This is a genomic window from Lysinibacillus sp. 54212, assembly GCF_036662795.1.
GTDB lineage: Bacteria > Bacillota > Bacilli > Bacillales_A > Planococcaceae > Lysinibacillus_B.
Map to the genome: position 1 here is coordinate 345958 of NZ_JBAFWZ010000001.1, position 23564 is coordinate 369521.

Below are 23564 nucleotides of genomic sequence, written 5' to 3' on the forward strand. Positions count from 1 at the left end.
CAGTCTCATCTATGGGGTGAGCTGGTCTTTCCTCATACAAAACGGTTGTAGGAGGAGAAGGAACTCGCTATGATAAAGGAAAGTCTTAAAAAGGAGCTGATTTATTAATGAGAGTAGAAGACCATTTAGGTAGACAAGTAGACATCCCAGTTCCGCCAAAGCGAGTCGTTTCAATCTGTCCAGCCATTACAGAAACGCTATTTAGCTTAGGTTTAGAGCAAGAAATAGTCGGTCGTACGAGATATTGTATTTACCCTCAAAATCTCGTGGAGCAAGTTACAATCGTTGGCGGAACTAAAGAGGTTGATTACGATGTAATTGCATCGCTACAGCCCGATTTAATTATTGCTGAAAAGGAAGAAAATACAATAGAAATTATCGAAGAGCTTGAAGCACACTTCCCCGTCTTTGTATTTCAAATAGAATCTATTGCTGAAGCCTATCGAATGATTTTAGATGCGGGAAAAATTACGGGACGACAGGAAGAAAGCAAAAAACTAGTCGAAGAAATTACAGGTTCTTTTCAGCCCCTACCTCAAAATCATGGAAGGGCTGCCTATGCTATGTGGCGTAAACCATATATGGTAGTAGGTGCAACAACATATATTTCCGATGTATTGCAAACACTTGGCTTTGCTAATCCTTATACAACCTATGAAGGACGCTACCCAGTAGTTGACATTGCTGCCCTACAAAAAGAACAGCTCGACGTATTATTCCTATCATCAGAACCATTTCCATTCTCTCAAAAGCATAAGGATGAACTAGCAGCCTATCTACCCAATACGTCGATTAGACTCATAGATGGCGAAATGTTCTGGTATGGAGCAAGAATGAAAGAAGCCGGACACTATTTCAAGCAATATTTTACATAGTATAAAGAAGACACCTAGGCTATAATATCCAGCCAGGTGTCTAGTTTTTTGCTAGTATTAATTAGTCCTTCGATTTTTGCTTTAAACGTTCCAATTCTTTTTCATCAAAATTCAATACAGCCTTCCCAATCATCGCCAGGAGCATGATCATTACGCCCATTCCAACTACTAAGTAAATCATCGTAAACACTTTACTTATCGTCATTGAAGGAAAGAGTCCCGTATTGACACTTGTCGGCATTAAGCTAATCACCGCAAAATATAATGAATCGAGCCAAGACCATCCTTCAATTCCTCTATAAAACAATGTACCCGACAATAGAATAAACACTAGTGTAGTAACAAGAGATTGAAAGACTGGATCCTTACTATTTTTGAAAATAGCGCCAAATAGTCTTTTGATTGTTAAAATAAGTGAAATCATGTTAATCCTCCTAAATAAATCTATTGTAATATACAAAATAGTATATTTTTTTAAAAAAAGTGCCTTCTAGTGCCTTTTATTTAAAGAAATATTTAACATAGTCATCAAAATCTCATAGTAATTTCACATTTATCGTTTAGAATAGATATTGATAAATTTATGATATTTCCATTAGAAAAAAGGAGGCTTTCATTTGAAGTACACATTTATCACAACTTTATTCCTAGCCATTTTTCTAGGTGCTGCAAATGTAGAGGCACATACCCATTTACAAAAGACAGATCCAGCAAATGGAGCCGTCATTACTACAGAGATTTCTAGCATTTCTTTAACATATGATGGGCAAATTGAACAAGGTTCCTCCTTCGAATTAAACTCCGCTGAAGGACAAAAAATTGACGTACAAACATTCACGATCGATAATGGCAAGTTGACCGGAACACTTTCACAGCCTTTAGAAAATAATGAGTATCGTGTTGTTTGGTCTTCGATTAGTCAGGACGGCCATCCAATGACAGGAGAATTTTCATTTCTAGTAGATGTACCACAAGCAGCAGAGGCTTCGGATTCTTCAACTACGGTAGAAGAAAAACCGGAAGCATCAACAAATCAATCTGTCGAGCAAAATGAGCCAGCCAAGCAATCTACACTGTCCAGTAAAATGTTTTTAATCGTCGGTCTTTTATTTGCCATAGTTTTAGTTAGCACTATTCTTGCAATGAGAAGAAAAAGATAAGCAATGCTATTCTATCATTTTAGTGAAGCATTATTATACTTTTGCTTCTCAATCTTATTAGGAACATTTATTGTGAGACTGATTCCGGCAGACTATAAACCGACTATCCTAATCGATAGAAAATGGCTAGTTTACAGTGCTATGGCCATTCCTATACTGACATTTATGCCTATACTTCAAATTGTGTTTATACTACAAAGCCAATTTGGGTTTCTAACAAGTCTAGCGAATGTATTAGTTTCGTATAAGGTTGGTTTAGCCTGGAGCTTGATCTTTTTACTATCCTTAATGCTGCTCATTTATTTAAAATATTTCAATACTCGCTCTTCTGTAGGATATTCAATGCTTGGAATTCTATTAATGCTAGGGATAATTGCCTCCTCTGCCTGGGCGAGTCATGCAGGATCAATCGAGCCATTATTAGGCTTCATCTTTGATTTTACACATCTACTTTCCGTTAGTGTGTGGGTCGGTACTTTGTTTGTTATTAGCTGGTTTTCTAAAGATACTAAAAACTGGGCGGCATTTTTACAATGGTTTTCTCCTACTGCAATGACAGCTTTTGGTGCAACAGCACTTAGTGGCTTGTTTTTAACAGATATGCTAGTCCCTGATTATACAACAGGATGGTCTACCGATTATGGACAAGGATTACTTATTAAGCACTTACTTTTAATTCCTCTAGTCTTTTATGTGCTAGTGAATGGCCTGCTCGTCAAACTAAAACTATCAAAGTCAGGCTTCAACCCAATTCGCTGGGCAAGACTGGAATCCATTCTGCTCCTCGCTATTTTTGGTATAACAGCGATGTTTAGTCAGCAGCCACCACCAATCGAGTATGTAACAACGGAATCTGTTTCAAGTCTATTCCAGTTTTTTTACACAGCTTCTATAGAATTCGGCATGACAGGGCATCTACAATTAAATTGGACTGGCTTATTCTTCTTTGTCTTAAGCGTGGTGCTTATCCCATTCTTACTCTTAAGCTTTTTCAAAAATGCACCGATGTTTATCCCGTTGTTGATCGGCATTACGATGGTTGTTCTCGTCTATTTTGGACTAATGTCTATCGTCGTATTTAACTTTATTGGCTACTGTGCTTAATGCTTAACGAAATTTTTGAAATACTTAGGTACAGTGAATCTTTTCACTGTACTCTTTTTATATGAAAGTGTTTATTTTCAGGCTCGCCCTACACTGTTTTTGCGGCTAAAGTATCTTATAGGATATGTGTTTTACCAATAAACAAATAAAGTCCCCCACAATGTGAGGGAGCTTATATACGTTCTAATTATTTTTGATGTGGTACAACAGCTTTCGTTGAATTGCAATATACTGAGAAAGCTCTTCTTCTGTCAAAACGGAATAGATTGTTTCATAATATTTTTGCCCAAGCATTTCGGCTTCTTTTAATATGGCGATACCTTCGTTTGTCACCTCAAAGGAGATACTTCGGCGATCGTGTGGATCAGCAATGCTTGTAATATATCCAGCTTGTAGTAGCTTATTCGAAATAGCGGTAATGCTGCTTTTTGAGTAGCCCAGTATATTGGCTAATTGGATTGGCTGGCATTTTTTTTGCTTCTTTATTTCGCTTAGCACAATAATGGACGATATTCCAATCGGTTTTGATAAATTATCGGTATATTGAATAATACTCGCATTGTTTACTTGCTCGACCATATTAACTAATTCGTAAATACTTGGCTTCTTCATTATGATATCCCTCGATCTTAACGTAGTTGAACTGAACCACCATCAACCATAATTGTTTGTCCTGTAATATAGCGAGCATCTTCTGAAGCTAGGAAAACAGCTACACGACCGATATCCTCTTCTGGCTCGCCCCAGCGACCAAGTGGAATTCGAGATAAGGTTTCCTGATACATTTCTGGGAACTGCTTAGCCCATGCTTCTACACCAGGACTTTTTGCGATTGGGCTGATTAAGTTAATATTAATATTATACTTGCCCCACTCATTTGCAGCAACACGAGTAATACCACGGATTGCTTCTTTTGCTGCTGCATATGCTGCTTGTGTAGGTTGTCCAGATAAACCAGCGCCAGATGCAAAGTTAATAATAGAGCCTTCTGTTTCTTTTAAGTACGGTAATGCCGCTTTCATTAAATAGAAAGTTGGGTAGAAACCTGTACCAAATGATAAATCAAAATCTTCTTGTGTTAACTCTTCAAAAGGCTTCTGTTTAGATGCATGTGCATTGTTTACTAATACATCTAGCTTACCTAATTTTTCAACGACAGTCGTGACGATATTTGGTAAGTTCGCTACATCAAATAAATCGCCGTTAAAATAAATAGATTTTGGTGAATATTCGTGTACCTGTGCTAAAACTTTATTACCTGCTTCTTCATTAATATCAACTAGTGCAAGGATAGCGCCCTCTTTTGCCATTGCCATCGCCATACCTGTTGCGATACCACCAGCACCACCCGTAATAATAACAACTTTATCCTGTAATCTCATTAAGAAATCGCCTCTTTTCAATTTATTCGAGTTCATTATAACCCCATATAGTTCACTTGTAAACTGTTCCGAAAATTAAGAAAAATTCAATTATATAGCTACTGTATTATGGCTGTTTTGTCGATTATTCATTAATCTTTATGTGCAAATTCATGCGAGCTTTGATGAAATTTTTTGGTGAGGATGGGCGTGGCTTTTGTGCGGATGGCTGTCTTTTTTGTTCGGATAGCAACCTCTTTTGTGCGGATAACCGCTACTTTTGTTCGGATAGCATTCTTTTGTGCGGATAGCAGCCTCTTTTGTTCGGATGGCATTCTTTTGTGCGGATAGCAGCCTCTTTTGTTCGGATAGCAGCCTCTTTTGTTCGGATAGTAGCCTCTTTTGTTCGGATGGCTCACTCTTTTGTGCGGATAACCGCTACTTTTGTTCGGATAGCATTCTTTTGTTCGGGTAGACATCCCTCTTGTGCGGATAGCTGTCTCTTTTGTTCGGATAGCATTCTTTTGTGCGGATAGCAACCTCTTTTGTGCGGATAGACATCCCTCTTGTGCGGATAGCTGTCTCTTTTGTTCGGATAGCACTCCCTCTTGTTCGGATAGCTTTCAATTTGCACATGTTTTTTTCGCCTTCTTACTCATATTTGCTAAAAATAAGTGCCATTGCCTATCTGAAAATAGTCTATATTGGTACAAATATTGCTGTATTTCATCTCATTTCCCACTATAAACACTTCGAAAATCGGGTTATTTATTAATCAAAAACTAATATTTTATGTCCAAACTCTATTCAAGATAGCGAAAAAAGTTTGAGATTAATTTATGATGCATTCTCTCCAGTAAGCTATAAAAATACACAAGCTAATGGAATTTGCATGGACCAATAAAACGTATATCGAGATTTATACCAGACATTTTCCAACTCGATTTTTTTGAAATGAACGAATTTGACATACAACATATTAGAAAATAAGTGTCACCTTTGCTATTGGCACATATATATTTTTAAGTCGTATATGAATTCAGACAAATGGGCATTTTCAGCTTGAAAAATTAGGGGATGTATCATTTTAGTTAGATATTTTACAGCCGATTTACAATCGATTTAGATAAAAAAACGGCATACACTAAACTAACGCTTGAGCATATGCCGCTTACTTTTTTATATGTTCACATAAATCTGGAGGACATTAAATCTTCTGCACATTCCCTTTTAATTCATCACGTAATTTTGCTTTTAAAAACTTGCCAACGGATGTTTTCGGGATTTCATCTAAAAATACGACATCATCTGGTACCCATTTTTTCGGGAATTCCTTGGCCAAACGCTCGAGTAATTCTTCCTTAGAAATATTATTTTTAAATTCAGGCTTTGCCACCACACAAGCTAGCGGACGTTCCATCCATTTTTCGTGTGGTACTGCAATCACAGCTGCTTCAAAGACTTTCTCATGCGTCATTAGCGCATTTTCTAGTTCAATCGATGAGATCCATTCGCCACCAGATTTAATTAAATCTTTTGTACGATCTGTAATTCGAATGTAACCATCCTTCGTAAACACACCAATATCCCCTGTATACAACCAGCCATCCTTAAAGGTTTCTGCTGTTCGCTCATCCTTATAGTATTCTGCGGCAATCCAAGGTCCTCTTACAAGTATTTCTCCCATGGTTTTCCCATCCCACGGTACATCGCCATTTTCATTAATGATGCGGGTTTCAACGAGCGGGAAGGTTAAACCTTGTGTTGTACGAACTTCCATCTTCTCAGCAAAGCTATAATCACTCATATCCGATGTGAAAATAGATAAGCTAATTAGTGGTGATGTTTCCGTCATTCCATAGCCGGTGTAATAGGCAATCCCCATTTCTTCGAAGTCACGAATTAAGCCTAGTGGGGATGCTGAGCCTCCGCAAATTAAGCAGCGTAATTCGGATAAATCACGTGAATTTGATTTTTGCTCCTGCAAAACACCTAACCAAATTGTTGGTACACCAGCAGAAACAGTTACCTTATATTGTTCGAATAAATCTAATATAAGCTGTGGTGTAAACATCGGCCCGGGTAGTACTTGTGTTGAACCGAGATTCACACAGGCAAAAGGTAATCCCCATGCATTTGCATGAAACATTGGTACGACAGGTAACACTACATCATTTTCTCTTAAACCTACACCATCTGCGAATGACATGGCTAAACTGTGTAACACAATACTACGGTGTGTATAGACTACTCCTTTTGGCATACCAGTTGTAGCACTTGTATAACACATGCCCGCCGCTGCATTTTCATCGATATCCTCAGGAAATTGATGATCATCAGGTGCTGCCTCTACAAGCTCTTCATAGGAATAAGCATTCGGCAGTGTTGTTTTTGATAAATCCACATCGTCACCACAAATGACATATGCCTTTACCGTATTAAAATGTGGAGCTACTGTCTCTACTAGCGGTAATAATGAATCATCTACTAATATAATCTCGTCCTCTGCATGATTTACAACATAAATAATATGCTCCGGAAATAACCGAATATTTACCATATGCAGCACAGCACCACTACAAGGCACCGCAAAATAAGCTTCCAAATGTCGATGGTGATTCCAACAAAATGTCGCCACCTTCGTCCCTTTTGTCATACCAAGCGTTTCAAGTGCTGCTGCAAGTTTACGTGTACGCTGTGCATATTCCTTATACGTAAATTCGTGAATTATGTTTTCCGCAGTTCGTGAAATGATTTTCTTATGTCCAAAATGTCGTTCTGCTCGCTGAATAAATCCATTTAACAATAAAGGTGTATCCATCATATGCATTTCTCATCGCCTCATTTCGAGTTAGTAGATCGAGACTAAACTTATAATCCTAAATTCTTCGCAATAATGGTTTTCATAATTTCATTTGTTCCGGCATAGATCGGGAGAACGGCTAAATCTCTGTAACGCCGCGCAATTTTATATTCTTCCATATAGCCATAGCCGCCGTGAAGCTGAAGACATTCGACTGCCATTTGGCGTGCCTGCTCTGAAAGCTTATACTTGGCCATAGACACGCTAGTGACAATGTCTTGATCTTCCATATGCTGCTGGATTAGTTTTTCCACAAATGCTTTACCCATCTCAACCTCGATTGCCATTTCAGCAAGCTTAAACTGTGTATTTTGGAAGCGGCTAATCGGCTGTCCGAATGCCTTTCTTGTTTTCACATAATCGATTGTCATCTCTAGCATTTCCTCCATCGCAATGACAGAAGTAATTGCCACACCAAGCCGTTCCTGCTGTAGCTTTTGCATTAAATAATAAAAGCCTTTCCCCTCCTCACCAAGTAAGTTTGTGACCGGTACACGACATTGATCAAAAAATAACTCGGCTGTGTCCTGTGCATGCTGGCCAACCTTTTCTAGCTTTCGTCCTTTCGTAAAACCAGGTGTCCCGTCCTCAACAACGAGAAGGCTAATACCTTTATGCCCAGCACTAGGATCAGTTACAACTACAACTATAACGACATTGCTATTAATACCGTTTGAAATAAAGGTTTTCGAGCCGTTGACGATATAGTGATCACCGTCTCGCACTGCAGTTGTCACTATTCCAGCTAAATCAGAGCCAGCACCCGGCTCCGTCATGGCAATGGCTGTAATGATCTCTCCAGTGACACACCCCGGTAGCCATCGCTGCTTTTGCTCTTCATTAGCGAAGCTTTCAATATAGGGAACAACAATGTCACTATGCAGGCCAAAGCCGACTAAGCTAGAGCCAACCCTTTCTAGTTCTTCGGAAATAATGACATTATAGCGATAATCTAAACCGAGACCGCCGAACCTTTCTTCCACTTGCGGGCAAAGGTAGCCCATCTCCCCCATCTTTTTCCATACACTTTTCGGAATCTTACCTTCCTTTTCCCAAGTGTCATACTGTGGAGCAATTTCACTCGCAATATATTTTCTCAAGCTTTTTCGAAATGCTACGTGTTCCTCGGTTTCAAAACGATAACGCACTCAATCTCCTCCTATTTCGGCTGCATACGAATGGCGCCATCTAATCGAATAACCTCACCGTTTAGCATCGTATTTTCAATAATCGCTGAGACAAGCTTCGCATACTCATTCGGTTCACCTAGTCTTTTCGGGAATGGTGTCATCGCACCAAGAGATGCCCGTGCCTCCTCTGGTAGCGTCGCAAACATTGGTGTATTTATTAAGCCCGGTGCAATGGTCATGACACGAATACCACTAGAGGCTAATTCACGAGCAATCGGTAAGGTCATGGCAACGACGCCTCCCTTTGATGCACTATAGGCAGCCTGACCAATTTGACCATCAAAAGCAGCAACCGAAGCTGTGTTAATAATGACACCTCGCTGACCATCCACATCTGGTGCATTATTCTCCATTGCGGCAGCAACGAGCCGGATCATATTAAATGTACCTGATAAATTGACCCGAAGTACTCGCTCAAAATCATCAAGTGCATGAATGCCACGCTTTGATAATAGTTTTTGTGCAATGGCGATCCCAGCACAATTAACTGCCACATTAATGAAGCCAAATGCTTCTTTTCCTTTTGAGATCGCTGCTTGAACCTGTTCTTCACAGGTCACATCAGTCTTAACATAAAGCACAGCATCGCACAGCTCACGAAGAAGTGATTCCGCTCGTTCATCCTGCAAATCAGCAATAATTGCCTTTCCTCCGTAAGCTACAATGTTTCGTACAGTTGCTTCTCCCAGACCTGATGCACCACCTGTTACGATAGCAACAACATCCTTTAATTCCATGAGCAGTCCCCCCTATAGCCTTTCGATAATTGTAGCGTTTGCCATACCCATGCCTTCACAAATGGCGATTAAGCCGTAGCGATGATTTTCTCGTTGCATTCGGTAAAGCATTGTCGTTAGTAGCTTCGTACCTGTTGCCCCTAAAGGATGCCCTAATGCAATAGCACCACCATCGGGATTTAGCTTTTCTATATCGGCCCCAAGCTCCCTCGCCCAAATGATTGGCACAGGTGCAAATGCCTCATTCACCTCATACGTATCCATATCATCCATTGTTAAACCGGCTTTAGCTAATACTTTTTTCGTTGCCTCAATGGGTCCCGTCAGCATTAATGTTGGATCAGAGCCTACCACCGATCTTGCTACAACTTTCGCAAGTGGCTTAATCTCTAGCTCCTTCGCTTTCTCGGCATACATAATGACGACAGCTGAAGCACCATCACTCATTTGTGAGGCATTGCCAGCCGAAATCACTCCATCCTCTTTAAATACTTTTTTTAACCCTTGTAGCACCTCAACCGTTGTCCCATGACGAGGTCCTTCATCTCGAGAAAAATCGCCAATCTCTACTATTTCCTCTTGAAAATGACCCGCCTCTCCAGCACGAATTGCTCGTTCATGACTAAGCACAGAAAAGTGATTTATCTCTTCCTTCGTTAAGTTCCACTGTTCCGCCATTTTCTCCGCCGATAAGCCTTGATGAATAATTTCATATTTTTCTTGTAAACGCTTTCCTTCATGTGCACCTTCCATATTAGAAAACATCGGCACACGACTCATGCTCTCTACGCCACCTGCAATAATAACATCCATATCTCCAGCTAGAATCGCTTGTGCTGCAAAATGAACTGCCTGTAAGCTTGACCCACATTGTCGATCAATTGTGACACCAGGTACCTCAATTGGAAAGCCTGCCATAAGTGCCGCTGTTCTGGCAATATTTGCTCCCTGCTCCATCGTTTGCGAAACACAGCCAAGAATAACATCCTCTACTAGCGCTTTTTCAATCCCTGCTCTTTTAACGACCTCTTCTAAAACATCCGCTGCTAAATCGTCTGCTCTGACGTCTGCAAATGCCCCTCGGCTTCGACCTACTGCTGTTCGTGCCGCTGCTACAATTACGGCTTCTCTCATTTCTCCATTTCCTCCCCTTTATGCATTTGTACGTTGCCACTGTTCTCGTAAATGATATTTAAGTATTTTCCCAGAGGCGTTTCTTGGTAAGGCATCTGTAAAGATAAAATGGCGAGGAATCTTATAGCCTGCTAAGCTTTGACGACAAAACGCTTGCACCTCGTCTGTCAGAAGCTGTTCTCCCTCTTTCGGCACAATAATCGCCGTAACAATTTCGCCCCACTTCGGATCCGGCAAGCCGATAATTGCTGCCTCTAATATTTGAGGGTGACTGTTCAATACTTGCTCCACCTCAACGGAATATACATTTTCGCCGCCTGAAATGATCATGTCCTTTTTACGATCAACGAGTGTAATATACCCATCCTCATCAACCGTTGCCAAATCCCCTGTTAAAAGCCAGCCATCGCGAAACGTTTTTTGCGTTTCTTCAGGTTTTTTATAGTATTCTTTCATCACAGAGCTGCTTCGAATAATAAACTCTCCTACCTGACCTGGCACTACATCTTCCATTCTTTCATTCACTACTCGTGCATTTAAAAACGGCATGGCCTTTCCTGCTGCTCCTAGCTTTGTTTTATGTTCTTCAGGCGTTAATACAACTCCACCTGGCCCGCCCTCTGTTAAGCCACAGCAGTTATAAAATTGGTCAGTACCGAGGTAATCCATCGTTGCTTGGATGAGACCTGGAGACATTGGTGCTGCTCCGTAATTGCACATCCGAATCGTCGATAAATTAAAGCTTCCTTTTGGCACCTGTAGCATTGCATTGTACATGGCAGGTACAGCAAAAAATATCGATACCTCATGGTGCTGAATCGCTTTTTGTGCCTCTACAGGGTGGAAATCACGCTGAACGATTAACGTTGCCCCTGTGAAAAATGTTGACGTTAAAATCATATTCAGCCCTGCAGAATGAAACGCCGGTGCAACGAGTAAATATACGTCATCCTCTGTCATTTTTGTCATGACATTTACAGACATATTTAAACTAGTAATATTGCTGTGCGAAAACAGTGCTCCCTTTGGCCGTCCAGTCGTACCTGATGTATAGAGGATTTGTGCATCATCTGTTGGTAAAATAGATACAGATGGCTCTTCCTTTAGTTGAGATTGAATGAGTGACCATTCAGTTGCCCCTTCAATTTTGCCACCAACATTAAATAAAGCAATTGATGCCTCTAGCTGCTGCGCTGCCTTCTTAACAACATCAGTAAACTCTTCATCAAAAATGACTGCGACAGAATCGGATTGCTGCAAAATATAGGAGAGTTCAGGTTGTGTTAAACGGAAATTAATCGGGACAACCACACCACCCGCCTTCCATATCGAGTAGGCTGCAATAATAAAAGCATCAGAGTTTTTCAAAAATAAGCTTACTTTATCCCCCTTTTGAATTCCTTGGGCGATCAAACCATGACTATAGCGATTGATTTCTTCATTTAGTTCTTGATAAGAGTACGTCTTTTCCCCGTAGACAAGTGCAGTGTGATCCGGTGTACGATGTGCATGATACAATATTGGTTTCGTCAAATCCATTTCCTCACGCTCCTAAATAAAGAATGTTTAAATTTCGCAGCCTTTGTTTTTTCTAATTAAGATAAAATCTCAAGCTATAAAATTTAAATCTACTAATTCTATATTTAGAAAAAGGGAAAAGTATTCATCGTAAAACAAAATAAAGCACTAATAGGCATTACCAATTTTAGTTCTCATACCCCTATTCCAATAGAACATTTTATTATTTTAGGTATGATTAGAATCACACAAATTATAGAAAAGTGGGGAGTTGTGTCGAGACAAGCGCTGAAAGGCCGAAGCGAAAGTACACGTTCCAGCACATTAGGCCAAGGGAGTAGAGCGCGACCTCGAGCATGCGGCGCGAATACCTAGACTCTCCTTAAACTTGAAAAAACTAATACTTTCTTACCCATTAAAAAAGCCTGTTAGATAATAATCTAACAGACCTTCTAGTTATGCCAATGCCTGAGTGAGGGCACTGGCTGTAATTTTATAATGCGTTGCCTGCCAAGTTGCTTTTCCGTTGCTAACGACTAGCACTTGCGGCGATGCATGTTGTACTCCTAAATCCTTTGCAATTTCATTTGAAACATCGCGATGCTCGATCACCTTTACTACATAGCCAGTCTGTAACTCGACTGAGGCGAACTCACGAAAAGCTGCCGCGCTAATCGGACAGGTTGTACTATGCTTTAACACAACAATCGGCTGTTCATTTGAAGAAGCTAAAATTTGATTCCACTGATTAATATCAACAATTTCTATAATATTCACTTACTCGATCCTCCCTCTAGACGTTTTGAAGCATTGTCTCACTCTATTTTAATCTCTGCTCCAGGGATTATCCAATCCGTTGCCTTAATGTGGCTTATGTACTCTCACAAAAAAAGGAACTCCTTCTTCAGGTAAGGGTTCCCTTTCGTTTTATGAGAATGGTGCTTCTATCCAATATAGACGCCTTCACATGTATTCGCTAAGGGCTCATAAAAGCAATGTTTTTTGAATTGACCTGTAAATGGTTGACCGTACCATGTTTGAGGACACGGTGCATATGGATTAAAATACCAGAGAGCATATTTGCCCGGGTGCTCTCGCCAATAATCCAACGTCATCTTCGCTAATCTTTTTTCATTTTCTCTAGCACGTTGGTAAAACATATTCCCCTTTTGAACAGCCTCAAACGAATAATTCCCACCCTGTATTTGAAAAATAACATCTTCAACTGTTCTTAAATCTTTAAAATCAAGGCAATTCGATACTAGACGATTAACGATAACATTTCCAACATACAACATCCCTTGGTTACCTTCACCCTCAGCCTCTGCTCTCATCATCCTTGCCATTAAGGCAACATCAGCGTCACGGTATTTTGCTCTTGGCAATTTACTCACCTCAGCATATAGTATGAAGAAAACCTCGTTGATGTCATCATTGTTTGTGAAAAATGAAGACTGACTTATTGTAAAGGTGTACACATCGCTTCAAGCGGTTATGATATAAAACCAAACTAATCCCCATAAAAGCTACAAGCAAGAGTAACCATTCCATCGAATCCCTCCATTCATATCATATGCGCTATTTTTTATCTATTTACCAAAATACCCATTTCTACATTAGCATAATTATCCAACAAAAAAAATCAAATCTCCTCAAATAAGTTTTTAGATGGAGATTTGATTATATTCGCTTACCTTAGCTTCCAAGGGTATTTATGGATTGGCTTCTTTTTGAAATTATCGATTATGGCACCTAAAACGCCAGGTACAAAAAGTGTCATACAGAAGAAGGCAGTAAAAATATTGAAGTGTGTTGTTTCATAGTAAGAGAACAACCTGATGAATGTTGCAGATTCGGCAATCCTTCCAAGAAGAGTGCCATTTATCTCTCTCAAATTGGGAATCCAACCACCCCCTTCTAATGCTATGAACATTAACTGTGATAATAAAAATGCAGCTAATAAAGCCACCCACTTTTTTCTCACAAATAGATAAGATGTAGCCAACATATTACCCTTCCTTGCTAAAACGCCTTTTTACTATAAATACGAATGGACAATAGCCATGAACATCCAAATACAACAAGCACAATCATTGTAAATAACAAGTACAACTGTCCATCTTGCATACTGAATAATTTATGTGCAAACCATTCCACTTTTTGTTGTAAGTCCATTTTATCTTTATAGTTTGGAGCTATTTTCGGAACAACAAAATTAACAATGACCATCGATAAGACAAACAAGATAAAAAAACCAGGTAGCAAATATTGACTTTTGAATTTATAAGAAAATGGAAAAGAAAACGAAACAAAAATCAAAACGAGACTCACAACAAGTAACGATTCTTTCCAATCGATTCTTTCACCATGAATAATTAAATTGCCAATTATAACAGTACTTACAATAATCAAGGAAAAAATGATAGCACCAATATATTTCGAACAAACAATCTCTTTTCGCGTATAAGGGAGTGAATTAAGAAAATTATTGATGGAAGGTTTTTCATCTATATTAAAAGCGCTCGTAATAATGACAATGCTACACAAAACGCCTAACCATATCGATGAAGTGCCTATCATTAAGTAAACAAATAAAAACGGAAGCAATAATATAAAATTAGTTTTTTGAATCATAATATCTTTCCGAATTAACTTAAACATATTGCTCACTCCCTTTTTTCGTATAGAACATAATATCTTCTAGGGTTGGTCTCTCAATCAAGACCATTTCACCAAAAATAGTTTTTATCCGTTCTTTATCTGCGGTTAATGCTTCAAAACCATGGTTCGATTTTCGAATGCCTAGGAATTCTTGCTCGGTTTCAGAGTCTAATAAATCGGTGCCACCTTTTACAATGGCATAGTCCTCTTCAATTTGATAAAACTCCTTTGAAAAAACATGCTCGCCATTATGAATAAATGTAATATAATCGGCAATTCGGTCTAAATCGGTCGTAATGTGAGTAGAAAAGAAAATGGTTTTATTCTCATCCTGCATAAGCCTATGCAAGATTTCTAGTAGCTCTCTACGGAAAATCGGATCTAAGCCAGAAGTCGGTTCATCCATAATGATTAATTCCGCATGATGAGATAGGGCCATCGTTAAGGAAGCCTTCATCATCATCCCTTTTGAAAATGTTTTGATCTTTTTATTTAATGGCAGCTCAAACTCTTTTACATAATGATCGAATTGATTGTCATCCCATTTAGGATAGGCTGGCTTAACAATTCGTTTCATTTCCGCTAATGTTAGCTGTTCATAAAAGACATTTTCATCAAAGACAAAACCAATTCTTTGCTTGATTTCTTTTTCATGCTCCTTATAATCTAACCCAAAAATCGAAACTGTCCCGCTATCGGGCTGCAATAAGTTCATAATTAGTTTAATTGTTGTCGATTTCCCTACCCCGTTTCCACCGATAAAGCCCGTTACAAACCCTTTTTTCACATGTAATGAAAAGTCCTTTAGCTGAAACCCTTCAAATTTTTTATTGATATGGCGCAATTCTATTACGTTTTCCATCAGTCTTCCTCCCGATATAGCATTGTAAGTAAATCTTGTAATTCTGTAAGGCTAAGCCCGATTTCTTTACTGTTTTGGATAGCAGAGAATAATTGCTCTTCAATGACCTTGAATTTTCGTTCTTTGATCATTTCATTATTTTGCTCTGATACAAAAGAGCCTTTCCCAACAACTGAATAAATAAAGCCATTCTTCTCCAGTTCTTCATAGGCCCGTTTTGTCGTAATAACACTGACATCTAGCTCCTTCGCTAACTGCCGCATGGAAGGTAGCCCCTGCCCCGCCTGTAATTCATTCGTTAAAATATGCTTTTTAATTTGAGCGTAGATTTGCTCATAAATCGGTTCCTTTGATAGATTCGATATAATAATTTGCATGAGAATACCTCTTTTAAAAATATTGTATATATACTTTATATACAATATATACAAGAAGGATGCCTTATGCAACAATTTTTTCTTTTAGGAGTGTTATGACAAAATAAAAAAACACCAACAACCGTTGTTAAGTCAATGGTTGCTGATGTTCATTTACATTTAAATTGGCGTTTCACTATTGTCTTTCTGTACCGGATTATGAAGCTGTTTCTCTACTCCTACTGGCTTTTTTGACCAATAAGTGGCGAGTATTGGACCAGAAATATTATGCCAAACAGCGCCAATTACACTAGGTAAAGCAGCTATAGGACCAAAATGGGCAGAAGCTAATGCTACCCCTAGACCTGAGTTTTGCATACCTACTTCAATTGAAATAGCTCTTCGATTACTTTCATCTAGCCCTAACACAAGACCCGTTAAATAGCCCAACAGTAGCCCGAATGCATTATGAATCACTACTGCAGTAAAAATGATAGCTCCAGCCGAAGTAATGCTTTCTACATTTCCTGCAACAACAGCAGAGACAATGATAATAATAGCGATTACTGATATAAGTGGAATGATATTTATGCTTTTTTCTACAACCTGTGGAGCAAATTTCCTTACAACAATACCTAGAATAATAGGGAAAATAATTACCTGAATAATTGAAGTAAACATCGCCATTGGATCTACAGGCATCCATTTACCTGCAAGTAATAATAGGATTAATGGTGTTGCAATCGGAGCTAATAACGTCGAAAAGGAAGTCATGGTAATTGATAATGGTACATTTCCTTTTGCGAGATATACCATGACGTTTGAAGCAGTACCCCCTGGAACAGAACCCAGAAGGACTAGCCCCGCAGCTAATTCTGCCGGTAAGTTCAACATATAAGAAATTAAAAAGGCGGAAAGCGGCATAATGATATATTGGGCACATACACCAATAATAACGGGTATTGGATTCGTTACAATTAGTTTGAAATCAACCACTTTTAATGTAAGACCCATACCAAACATAACAATGCCTAGCAAAATCGTAATATATCCTCCAAATATTAAAAACGGATCCGGAGCTATAAAGGCAAGAAGGGCAATAAGGATAACCCATACAGCAAAGTATTTTCCAGCTATCGTACTAATGGCTTCTAAAATTTTCATATTTCCACCCCTATTTCTTTATTTTTAATATTTTATTTGGATTCAAAAGCGCGTCAGGGTCAAGTGCTTGCTTAATCTTTTCCATCACAAGAAGCGCTTTTCCATGTTCTTTCTCCTGATATTTTTGTTTACCGATGCCGACACCATGCTCTCCTGTACAAGTTCCCCCTCGTTCAAGTGCATACATCACAATCAGCTCATTAAATTCATCCGCTTTTTTTATTTGATCAGTATCATTCGTATCAATCATTAATAGAACATGGAAATTACCATCGCCAACGTGGCCAACAATCCCCCCTGTAAGCGCTAGTAAATCAAGAGCCTCTCTCGCATGATGAATAGCACCCGCTAGCTCGGAAATTGGCAAACAAACATCCGTTACCATTAATTTTTTTCCCGGGTGTCCATGGACATAGGCGTAAGCTAAATTATGGCGAGCATCCCATAGCTGATTTCGAGCTGTATTATCGGTCTCAAACTCTATATTTTTACAATTGTGCTCTTCTACAATCTCTTTCATAAATTCAACATCCTGCTTTAAGCCCGCTTCATTTCCCTGAAACTCTAAAAATAACGTCGGTTGTTCCTCATAGGCTGTTTTACTATGCAGGTTTACTTGTTTCATTGAAGGTTCATCTACAAGCTCCACTTTTGCAATAGGTATTCCCGCTTGTAAAATACTAACGACTGCTTCGACAGCATCATTGACTGTTTTGAAGGATGCTCGTGCAGCCATAATAAATTCTGGAATGCCATAAACTCTTAATGTTAATTCAGTAAAGCAACCCAGTGTTCCCTCAGATCCTACAAATAGACCGTTTAAATGAAAACCAGATGAAGACTTTGCTGCTAAATTTCCTGTATGAATAACCGTACCATCCGCAAGAACTACCTCTAAATCTCGAACTTGATCGCGCATAATCCCATATTTAACAGATGTTGTTCCACTAGCATTGGTTGCTGCCATACCTCCGAGTGTTGCATCTGCTCCCGGATCAACAGAGAAAAACAATCCGTATTTTTTCAGCTCTTTATTCAACTGAGATCGCGTCACCCCTGGTTGAACTTTCACAAGAAAATCCTTATCTCTAACTTCTACTATTTTGCTCATCAAGGAAAAATCAATCGTAATCCCGTGGTCATAAGGAATAACATGTCCTTCTAAGCTTGTCCCTCTTCCAAACGGCACTATCGGAACTTTATATTGATTTGCTATGTTCATAATCTCACTTACTTCTTCCGTTTTTGTAGGAAATACTACAATATCCGGTAAACTTGCACTATGGTAAGATTCATCCATGCTATGTTGTTCTAAAACTGTTTGATTCATCGTTACTTGACTTTCTGGAAGAATCCCCCGTAAAGCAGTTAGCAATTCCTCATTTGTTATAACCATTTTTTTCTCCCCTTTATTTACCTAGTTCTTCCAACGTACATGGTAACAGTCTATTGGCCCTTTGATCAAAAAATATGTCATACCAATTTCAGCTTTTCTTTAAATTGGTCCAACCTCTATTATTGTACTAAATATTCTGAAAATATCAACAATATTATTTTTCTAAAATTGATAATTTTAATTTTTTTCTGTAAGATTAAAGCGTTTATAGTACTATGTATTTGAAGGGAGTGACATAGATCATGCCACAACCAAAGCAAAAAGCTTATCAAATAATTGTTGATCAAATAAGGGAAAATTATTTAAATGGGGATTTATTACCTGGAGAAAAGCTCCCGACAGAAAGAGAATTAGCAAGTCGTTTTAATGTAAGTCGAACCTCGATTAGAGAGGCACTGCGAAAGCTTGAAATAAAAGGAATTATAGAAATTAAACAAGGCAGTGGTAGCTTTATTAAAGCATCAGAAAGCAACACATTAGGAGAAGAGCTTTCGTCTACAATTATAAAAACTGAAAAAAAACGAATATATGAAATGTTAGAGCTTCGCCAGGCACTTGAAGTAGAATGTGCCTTTTTAGCTGCACGACGGGCTACTTCTGAAGATTTAGAACGAATTAGTCTAGCATTAGAAATGATGATTCGTGCTAAAGATGATGTAGAATTAGGTATTCAGGCTGACCTAAGCTTTCATATTAATATTGCTCTCGCTTCACATAACTCCATATTTTTAGGATTATTTCAAACACTTAGTGAGCATATGCATGACACAATCCGAGCTACCCGAAGCCAACGCTTGAAGGATCCAGAACGTACACAAGAGACGATTGATGAACATAAAGAAATTTACTTAGCAATCGCAGCTGGAGAGGCAACTCAAGCCAAACAGCTCATGGAAAAGCATATTACACAAATAAGAAGAGAATTAACTGAGTCACTTTTACTTCATATGAGCGAACAACACGAATCACAACCTCCAGTTTAACTGGTAGTTTGCTCAGCCCGTGGAACGCTGGGCTACAGGGTTACAACGGTTAGCAAAGAATAAAACTATACTAATTTTACATAGGGGGGAAATAAGTAGATGGACATGAAATTTCCAATTGGCTCTTTTCAATTTGAGGATGAAATTACTAGTAGTGGTCTAAGTGTTTGGATTGATGAGATTGAGGATTTACCAAGATTATTACGAGATGCAGTGAAAAAATTAGAGGATGAACAGCTTGATACAGCTTATCGTTCTGGAGGGTGGACTGTTCGGCAAGTAATACATCACCTTGCAGATAGTCATATGAATGCCTACTTTCGTTTTAAATTGGCTCTTACGGAAGAAAAACCTGTAATCAAGCCTTATGACGAAACGAAATGGGCGGAACTATCTGATTATAAATTGCCTATTGAACCTTCACTTTTACTTCTTGAAACACTGCATAAACGCTGGACCTACCTTTTACGTAGTCTAACTCCTGCTGATATGGAAAAGATATTTATTCATCCAGATTCAGGTGAAGTTTCAGTAGGTAAAAATATAGGAATCTATGCTTGGCACGGTAAGCATCATCTTGCTCATATTACTTCTTTATGTAATCGTCAAGGTTGGTAAAGGACTTTGTGACTTTAGTGTAGCAATGGTTTATATAACATAAAAAGTAAAGCTAAACACATTGCCAAATGTTGAAAAAGAACACTTCTGATAGAATTAAGTCAACACAACAAATTCAATCAAAAGAAGGGTCTTTATGTGTAAAGAATATAACCTAAATCAATTAGTTTTACCTTTGGGTTTAGAAGTAAAGTTACAAAATAATGATATTGCCTTTCACGTACGCCATTTAAATGAAAAGCGTTCTTAGGGAAATAAATCGAAATAACCCGCAGCAAAACTAACCTTTTCTATTTAAAAAGTAGACGATTCACTAGAAGTACATATCAGCACTTCTCAACCGTCTGCTTTTTATATTTCAACGAAAATTTTGATATATCTTCCTAATATAAACTACAACTAAAGCCCCCAATAGGTGAAGAAGAAAGGAAAATCATACGGATAATTACATTTTGATGTTTTTATGTAGGAAAATAATTCTGTCTAATTCCTCAAAACCATTTTTCTTATAAAATTCTTCAGCAGGTATCCCTCTATCTGTAAGAAGTATGATATTAGTTACTTTAGTATTATCTAGCTCTTTTATTAAATAATTTAACAGAGATTTTCCTATTCCTTTATTTTGCTGTTGTTTTTTTACGCACATCTCATTAATAAAGAATTCATCTCCACTCCACCACACTCTATGCACACCCAAAATACAGCCGATAATCTCGTCATTTTCAACTGCTAAAACTCCTAAAAACCCAGGCGTCTTGTAAAAATCAACCAAATACTTTTTAGCTTGAATAAATGTCCATTGATCGTTCCATGGCTCATCGTTAAATACTTCAATAAATGTTTCTGTACATTCTGTTAAATCATCTTCTATTAATAATCTAAATTCCAAGGTCTGTCCCCCATCCTATTACATATATAAGTAAAATTACACCACTTACATACATAAATAATCCTTTCAAAATGATTCCTGAAGCATAGTTACAAAAGTTATAAAATGCTTTTTACATAAAAGTCCTCCGCTTGATTTATAAGGATATCTATTTGTAAAATATGGTATTTACCCCCTATAACAATACAGCAGCGATGCCCCTGGACTTGATAGGAATATTGATCATGTATTGTACCTACTTTCACCTTCATACTTCGTCATTAATATTAGCCCTGTGTGACTCTACGGTTATATAAGTATAGCTATAAAAAAGGATTTTAATATTTTTTACATTCCACAATTCCCTAAATTCATTAATAGGAACCTTTCGATTATAGTTATTGCTATCCCCATTACAATTCACCATTTCCCTTAATGATTCTGAAAGGTAAATATACTCCTTGTCATACCCTACGACAGGGACAAAATGCAAATCATTACGATCCTTATGTACTTTAATAAAAGCAATTACGGGAGTTCCTTTACTAACTTCGTACTTTAATGTATCTATATTTCCTTTATAATAATTTGTTTTAAATCCCTTTTTTCTTAACACTGTTCGAATTCCCTTTGGATATACATTGCCTGCTCTCGTTTTACTAGGGAAATTAGTATATAACTCTTCACCTTCTGCATCCATTCCAAAATGGCGCAACACATAAGCTGTTGAAAACGCTGCACATTCCCTGTTGTTTTGACTATCTATCCTATTATTCCTTTTAATTAGATAGTTTGACGGATAATCTCTTTTGCGTAAAACAGGTATGGGTAATGTCATTAAATATGCATTAATGATAGTTGATATAATAATCCATAAAATAATTGTTCTCACTATAAACATACTACTTCCCCCATTGTCTTGCTTCCATATTGAAACAATATTCTAAATCCTTCTTTTGCAAACCTGCCCTATTAGCACAAGAAGCACCTGCTCTTTTTGAACAAACACCCTTAATAAAAGATCTCCCAATAATTTATTTACTTCAATTACTACATGCTTATTTAACAATGCTGCTACATTAGTCGATGTTCAAATGTTTTCAAAGCAGGATTTGATAACAATTCCAAATAAGTACATATATTATTAAAAATCACTTACTCCAAAAAAATCAGTTAATAATTGCCCACGACCATTAGCATGCCATTCTTGATATTTTTCAAAAACTTTCAAGACGTCACCTTCATAACATTCTTCTACTAAATATTGAATAGCGGATGCACTTCTCCAATAATTAAGCATAATAGCAGCAAGTGAAGCATGCCCATAACTTCCCGAGCCAAAATGATCTAAACCGAATTGCCCGTATTTCGGCTTGAACAGTTGAATCATATGTTCATCGATCGTTCTTAACTCTGTAAATTGCTCATTTGTTAACGTTAATTTTTGGGAAAGATATTCACACATCCCTTCCTCAAACCAAATGCTATCCCCTCGTTCGTCCTCAAATTCATCTGGAAAAAGCTCAATATGATGTGTTAGTTCATGAGCTAAAATACAAAAAACATGGTCTATTGTAATAGCTTGAAAGTAGTTTTTTATGTATAGAACCTCTTCAGTATCAGATAGGCCTTCATTTTCCAATTGAGAAAGATAAAAATCACGCCATTCTTTAACACTTGGTGACATAAAAATTAGATCTCGATTTGTGTATGCTGGTACAGGGACTTGCGAAAAAACAGAAGTAGCATTTTCACTAGATGTCCAGACGATTGATTTTGGCAGCTCAACAAGTTCAAACCTATTAATCAATAATTCTTTATAGACAGCTAATTTTTTATTCAATAATTTAATGTCATCAGCGTATCTTTCATATTCTAATAGATCTTCAAACGCGAAAATTTGTTTAATCATTTTTTTACCTCCCTATAATAATTATAACAATTTTAAGTTAAATAAAGGGAATTATTCTAAAGATGTTACTACCACACTAAAGTATCGCTTAATAAGGTATGTAAAAAATTAAAAAACCTTACATCGAAAGCTATTTTGAATAACTACAGTGGAAACAAAATACCACTCCATTAAGCTCTCGGAGTGGTATTTCATTAATTAGATAACTTCAACCTAGTTTTTATAAGTAGATTTTTTTATAAAGGCTGCCCCTGCTGCGACCAACATTGTAACGATAAGTATAGCAAACCCCATTACAGCAACTATTGGCGGTAACGCATTTGCATAATCAAGTATAAAAACCCCTATAACATACAAAGCAATAATGACAAATGCACAATATTTTATATAGTTTAAACCTTCAATAATGCGACTTGAAAAGATAGATTTACGCTGGGCGACTCCAATCATTATCACCGTTTCATAAATCGCATAAAAAAACGGCAGTGCTGTTGCATACATCCCTAATAAAATTGGATATTGTAGATAGGCAACCTCTGGATGAATTAGTGCTGTTTCCTGGGCTACGCTCGGTAATGCAAATATACACAATAACAAAACGATCGTATCTATTAAAACAATGACAGAAATTAAAATAGCGGAACTGACTTTCTGCAATTATTCCCCCTTCAATTTTTTAGTTATCAATATATCGTCGAAAAATTCAGAAGGTTCCTAAGGAGCTTTGTGAGTGTTTTAAAAGCAATTAATTTTGGCGTTTATATACGTGATAATATCAGTAGTCGTTTTCAAACCATCACAC

Annotated in this window: 27 protein-coding genes; 5 read left to right on the forward strand and 22 right to left on the reverse strand. The window is 37.8% G+C overall.

Annotated features, from left to right (window positions below; genetic code table 11):
- Window positions 1-107: 107 nt before the first annotated feature.
- Window positions 108-875, forward strand: coding sequence for an ABC transporter substrate-binding protein (locus tag V4T18_RS01625; protein WP_332645813.1), 768 nt, complete (start codon window positions 108-110; stop codon window positions 873-875).
- A 61-nt stretch (window positions 876-936) separates the two neighbouring features.
- Here the strand turns inward: V4T18_RS01625 and V4T18_RS01630 are convergent, their stop codons facing one another.
- Window positions 937-1299, reverse strand: a complete 363-nt coding sequence (locus V4T18_RS01630) for a potassium channel family protein (RefSeq protein ID WP_332645815.1) — start codon at window positions 1297-1299, stop codon at window positions 937-939.
- 193 nt (window positions 1300-1492) lie between these two features.
- On the opposite strand from V4T18_RS01630, the gene V4T18_RS01635 reads away from it, so the two are divergent.
- Complete coding sequence (locus tag V4T18_RS01635; protein ID WP_332645816.1) at window positions 1493-2035, forward strand: copper resistance CopC family protein; 543 nt, start codon at window positions 1493-1495, stop codon at window positions 2033-2035.
- 3 nt (window positions 2036-2038) lie between these two features.
- On the forward strand, window positions 2039-3139 hold the full coding sequence (locus V4T18_RS01640; RefSeq protein WP_332645818.1) for a copper resistance D family protein: 1101 nt from the start codon (window positions 2039-2041) through the stop codon (window positions 3137-3139).
- A 183-nt stretch (window positions 3140-3322) separates the two neighbouring features.
- On the opposite strand, the gene V4T18_RS01645 is transcribed toward V4T18_RS01640, so the two are convergent.
- The 17 genes from V4T18_RS01645 to V4T18_RS01725 form a co-directional block, all read right to left on the reverse strand.
- The gene (locus V4T18_RS01645; protein ID WP_332645820.1) at window positions 3323-3751 is read right to left on the reverse strand and encodes a MarR family winged helix-turn-helix transcriptional regulator; all 429 of its coding nucleotides are present in this window, start codon (window positions 3749-3751) and stop codon (window positions 3323-3325) included.
- 17 nt (window positions 3752-3768) lie between these two features.
- Window positions 3769-4521, reverse strand: coding sequence for an SDR family NAD(P)-dependent oxidoreductase (locus V4T18_RS01650; RefSeq protein WP_332645822.1), 753 nt, complete (start codon window positions 4519-4521; stop codon window positions 3769-3771).
- 131 nt (window positions 4522-4652) lie between these two features.
- Window positions 4653-4979 carry a hypothetical protein gene (locus tag V4T18_RS01655; protein ID WP_332645823.1) on the reverse strand — a complete coding sequence of 109 codons (327 nt, stop codon included), beginning with the start codon at window positions 4977-4979 and terminating at the stop codon, window positions 4653-4655.
- Complete coding sequence (locus tag V4T18_RS01660; protein WP_332645825.1) at window positions 4939-5136, reverse strand: hypothetical protein; 198 nt, start codon at window positions 5134-5136, stop codon at window positions 4939-4941. Before V4T18_RS01660 ends, V4T18_RS01655 begins: the two co-directional genes overlap by 41 nt.
- A gap of 571 nt (window positions 5137-5707) precedes the next feature.
- Window positions 5708-7330 carry a long-chain fatty acid--CoA ligase gene (locus V4T18_RS01665; RefSeq protein WP_332645828.1) on the reverse strand — a complete coding sequence of 541 codons (1623 nt, stop codon included), beginning with the start codon at window positions 7328-7330 and terminating at the stop codon, window positions 5708-5710.
- A gap of 41 nt (window positions 7331-7371) precedes the next feature.
- On the reverse strand, window positions 7372-8511 hold the full coding sequence (locus V4T18_RS01670) for an acyl-CoA dehydrogenase family protein (protein ID WP_332645831.1): 1140 nt from the start codon (window positions 8509-8511) through the stop codon (window positions 7372-7374).
- A gap of 11 nt (window positions 8512-8522) precedes the next feature.
- On the reverse strand, window positions 8523-9290 hold the full coding sequence (locus tag V4T18_RS01675; protein ID WP_332645834.1) for a 3-hydroxyacyl-CoA dehydrogenase: 768 nt from the start codon (window positions 9288-9290) through the stop codon (window positions 8523-8525).
- A gap of 12 nt (window positions 9291-9302) precedes the next feature.
- A complete protein-coding gene (locus V4T18_RS01680) occupies window positions 9303-10424 on the reverse strand; it encodes a thiolase family protein (protein WP_332645837.1) in 1122 nt (373 codons plus the stop codon).
- Between the two features lie 18 nt (window positions 10425-10442).
- Window positions 10443-11963, reverse strand: a complete 1521-nt coding sequence (locus V4T18_RS01685) for a class I adenylate-forming enzyme family protein (RefSeq protein WP_332645840.1) — start codon at window positions 11961-11963, stop codon at window positions 10443-10445.
- A gap of 435 nt (window positions 11964-12398) precedes the next feature.
- Window positions 12399-12719, reverse strand: coding sequence for a bacillithiol system redox-active protein YtxJ (ytxJ, locus tag V4T18_RS01690; protein WP_332645843.1), 321 nt, complete (start codon window positions 12717-12719; stop codon window positions 12399-12401).
- A gap of 167 nt (window positions 12720-12886) precedes the next feature.
- Window positions 12887-13327 (reverse strand): cell wall hydrolase, encoded by a 441-nt coding sequence (locus V4T18_RS01695; protein ID WP_332645845.1) that lies wholly within the window; start codon window positions 13325-13327, stop codon window positions 12887-12889.
- Between the two features lie 305 nt (window positions 13328-13632).
- Window positions 13633-13926: a YfzA family protein gene (locus tag V4T18_RS01700; protein WP_332645848.1), complete on the reverse strand. Its 294-nt coding sequence runs from the start codon at window positions 13924-13926 to the stop codon at window positions 13633-13635.
- Window positions 13927-13964: 38 nt separating this feature from the next.
- Window positions 13965-14603, reverse strand: coding sequence for an ABC-2 transporter permease (locus tag V4T18_RS01705; protein WP_332645850.1), 639 nt, complete (start codon window positions 14601-14603; stop codon window positions 13965-13967).
- Window positions 14596-15465 carry an ABC transporter ATP-binding protein gene (locus V4T18_RS01710; protein ID WP_332645851.1) on the reverse strand — a complete coding sequence of 290 codons (870 nt, stop codon included), beginning with the start codon at window positions 15463-15465 and terminating at the stop codon, window positions 14596-14598. The genes V4T18_RS01705 and V4T18_RS01710 overlap by 8 nt, the downstream gene beginning before the upstream one ends.
- Window positions 15465-15842: a GntR family transcriptional regulator gene (locus tag V4T18_RS01715; protein WP_332645853.1), complete on the reverse strand. Its 378-nt coding sequence runs from the start codon at window positions 15840-15842 to the stop codon at window positions 15465-15467. The genes V4T18_RS01710 and V4T18_RS01715 overlap by 1 nt, the downstream gene beginning before the upstream one ends.
- 159 nt (window positions 15843-16001) lie before the next feature.
- Window positions 16002-16985: a bile acid:sodium symporter family protein gene (locus V4T18_RS01720; RefSeq protein WP_332645855.1), complete on the reverse strand. Its 984-nt coding sequence runs from the start codon at window positions 16983-16985 to the stop codon at window positions 16002-16004.
- A gap of 10 nt (window positions 16986-16995) precedes the next feature.
- Window positions 16996-18381, reverse strand: coding sequence for an FAD-binding oxidoreductase (locus tag V4T18_RS01725; RefSeq protein WP_332645856.1), 1386 nt, complete (start codon window positions 18379-18381; stop codon window positions 16996-16998).
- Between the two features lie 242 nt (window positions 18382-18623).
- Between V4T18_RS01725 and V4T18_RS01730 the strand changes: the two genes are divergently transcribed.
- Window positions 18624-19364, forward strand: a complete 741-nt coding sequence (locus V4T18_RS01730) for a FadR/GntR family transcriptional regulator (protein WP_332645859.1) — start codon at window positions 18624-18626, stop codon at window positions 19362-19364.
- Window positions 19365-19463: 99 nt separating this feature from the next.
- Window positions 19464-19982: a YfiT family bacillithiol transferase gene (locus tag V4T18_RS01735; protein ID WP_332645862.1), complete on the forward strand. Its 519-nt coding sequence runs from the start codon at window positions 19464-19466 to the stop codon at window positions 19980-19982.
- Window positions 19983-20427: 445 nt separating this feature from the next.
- Here the strand turns inward: V4T18_RS01735 and V4T18_RS01740 are convergent, their stop codons facing one another.
- From V4T18_RS01740 to V4T18_RS01755, 4 genes are all read right to left on the reverse strand, one after another.
- Window positions 20428-20871: a GNAT family N-acetyltransferase gene (locus V4T18_RS01740; RefSeq protein ID WP_332645865.1), complete on the reverse strand. Its 444-nt coding sequence runs from the start codon at window positions 20869-20871 to the stop codon at window positions 20428-20430.
- A gap of 247 nt (window positions 20872-21118) precedes the next feature.
- Window positions 21119-21751 carry a cysteine peptidase family C39 domain-containing protein gene (locus tag V4T18_RS01745; RefSeq protein WP_332645868.1) on the reverse strand — a complete coding sequence of 211 codons (633 nt, stop codon included), beginning with the start codon at window positions 21749-21751 and terminating at the stop codon, window positions 21119-21121.
- A gap of 243 nt (window positions 21752-21994) precedes the next feature.
- Window positions 21995-22762 (reverse strand): hypothetical protein, encoded by a 768-nt coding sequence (locus V4T18_RS01750; RefSeq protein ID WP_332645871.1) that lies wholly within the window; start codon window positions 22760-22762, stop codon window positions 21995-21997.
- Between the two features lie 213 nt (window positions 22763-22975).
- Entirely contained in the window at window positions 22976-23419 is a 444-nt protein-coding gene (locus V4T18_RS01755; RefSeq protein WP_332645873.1) for a DUF2975 domain-containing protein, read from the reverse strand.
- Window positions 23420-23564: the final 145 nt, after the last annotated feature.

What these genes read in the sequence shown, in the direction of transcription:
- V4T18_RS01625 (WP_332645813.1), top strand. Translation starts at nt 108, where the DNA reads ATGAGAGTAGAAGACCATTTAGGTAGACAAGTAGACATCCCAGTTCCG.
- V4T18_RS01630 (WP_332645815.1), bottom strand. Translation starts at nt 1,299, where the DNA reads ATGATTTCACTTATTTTAACAATCAAAAGACTATTTGGCGCTATTTTC.
- V4T18_RS01640 (WP_332645818.1), top strand. Translation starts at nt 2,039, where the DNA reads ATGCTATTCTATCATTTTAGTGAAGCATTATTATACTTTTGCTTCTCA.
- V4T18_RS01645 (WP_332645820.1), bottom strand. Translation starts at nt 3,751, where the DNA reads ATGAAGAAGCCAAGTATTTACGAATTAGTTAATATGGTCGAGCAAGTA.
- V4T18_RS01650 (WP_332645822.1), bottom strand. Translation starts at nt 4,521, where the DNA reads ATGAGATTACAGGATAAAGTTGTTATTATTACGGGTGGTGCTGGTGGT.
- V4T18_RS01655 (WP_332645823.1), bottom strand. Translation starts at nt 4,979, where the DNA reads ATGTCTACCCGAACAAAAGAATGCTATCCGAACAAAAGTAGCGGTTAT.
- V4T18_RS01660 (WP_332645825.1), bottom strand. Translation starts at nt 5,136, where the DNA reads ATGTGCAAATTGAAAGCTATCCGAACAAGAGGGAGTGCTATCCGAACA.
- V4T18_RS01665 (WP_332645828.1), bottom strand. Translation starts at nt 7,330, where the DNA reads ATGCATATGATGGATACACCTTTATTGTTAAATGGATTTATTCAGCGA.
- V4T18_RS01675 (WP_332645834.1), bottom strand. Translation starts at nt 9,290, where the DNA reads ATGGAATTAAAGGATGTTGTTGCTATCGTAACAGGTGGTGCATCAGGT.
- V4T18_RS01680 (WP_332645837.1), bottom strand. Translation starts at nt 10,424, where the DNA reads ATGAGAGAAGCCGTAATTGTAGCAGCGGCACGAACAGCAGTAGGTCGA.
- V4T18_RS01685 (WP_332645840.1), bottom strand. Translation starts at nt 11,963, where the DNA reads ATGGATTTGACGAAACCAATATTGTATCATGCACATCGTACACCGGAT.
- V4T18_RS01705 (WP_332645850.1), bottom strand. Translation starts at nt 14,603, where the DNA reads ATGTTTAAGTTAATTCGGAAAGATATTATGATTCAAAAAACTAATTTT.
- V4T18_RS01710 (WP_332645851.1), bottom strand. Translation starts at nt 15,465, where the DNA reads ATGGAAAACGTAATAGAATTGCGCCATATCAATAAAAAATTTGAAGGG.
- V4T18_RS01715 (WP_332645853.1), bottom strand. Translation starts at nt 15,842, where the DNA reads ATGCAAATTATTATATCGAATCTATCAAAGGAACCGATTTATGAGCAA.
- V4T18_RS01720 (WP_332645855.1), bottom strand. Translation starts at nt 16,985, where the DNA reads ATGAAAATTTTAGAAGCCATTAGTACGATAGCTGGAAAATACTTTGCT.
- V4T18_RS01725 (WP_332645856.1), bottom strand. Translation starts at nt 18,381, where the DNA reads ATGGTTATAACAAATGAGGAATTGCTAACTGCTTTACGGGGGATTCTT.
- V4T18_RS01730 (WP_332645859.1), top strand. Translation starts at nt 18,624, where the DNA reads ATGCCACAACCAAAGCAAAAAGCTTATCAAATAATTGTTGATCAAATA.
- V4T18_RS01735 (WP_332645862.1), top strand. Translation starts at nt 19,464, where the DNA reads ATGGACATGAAATTTCCAATTGGCTCTTTTCAATTTGAGGATGAAATT.
- V4T18_RS01745 (WP_332645868.1), bottom strand. Translation starts at nt 21,751, where the DNA reads ATGTTTATAGTGAGAACAATTATTTTATGGATTATTATATCAACTATC.
- V4T18_RS01750 (WP_332645871.1), bottom strand. Translation starts at nt 22,762, where the DNA reads ATGATTAAACAAATTTTCGCGTTTGAAGATCTATTAGAATATGAAAGA.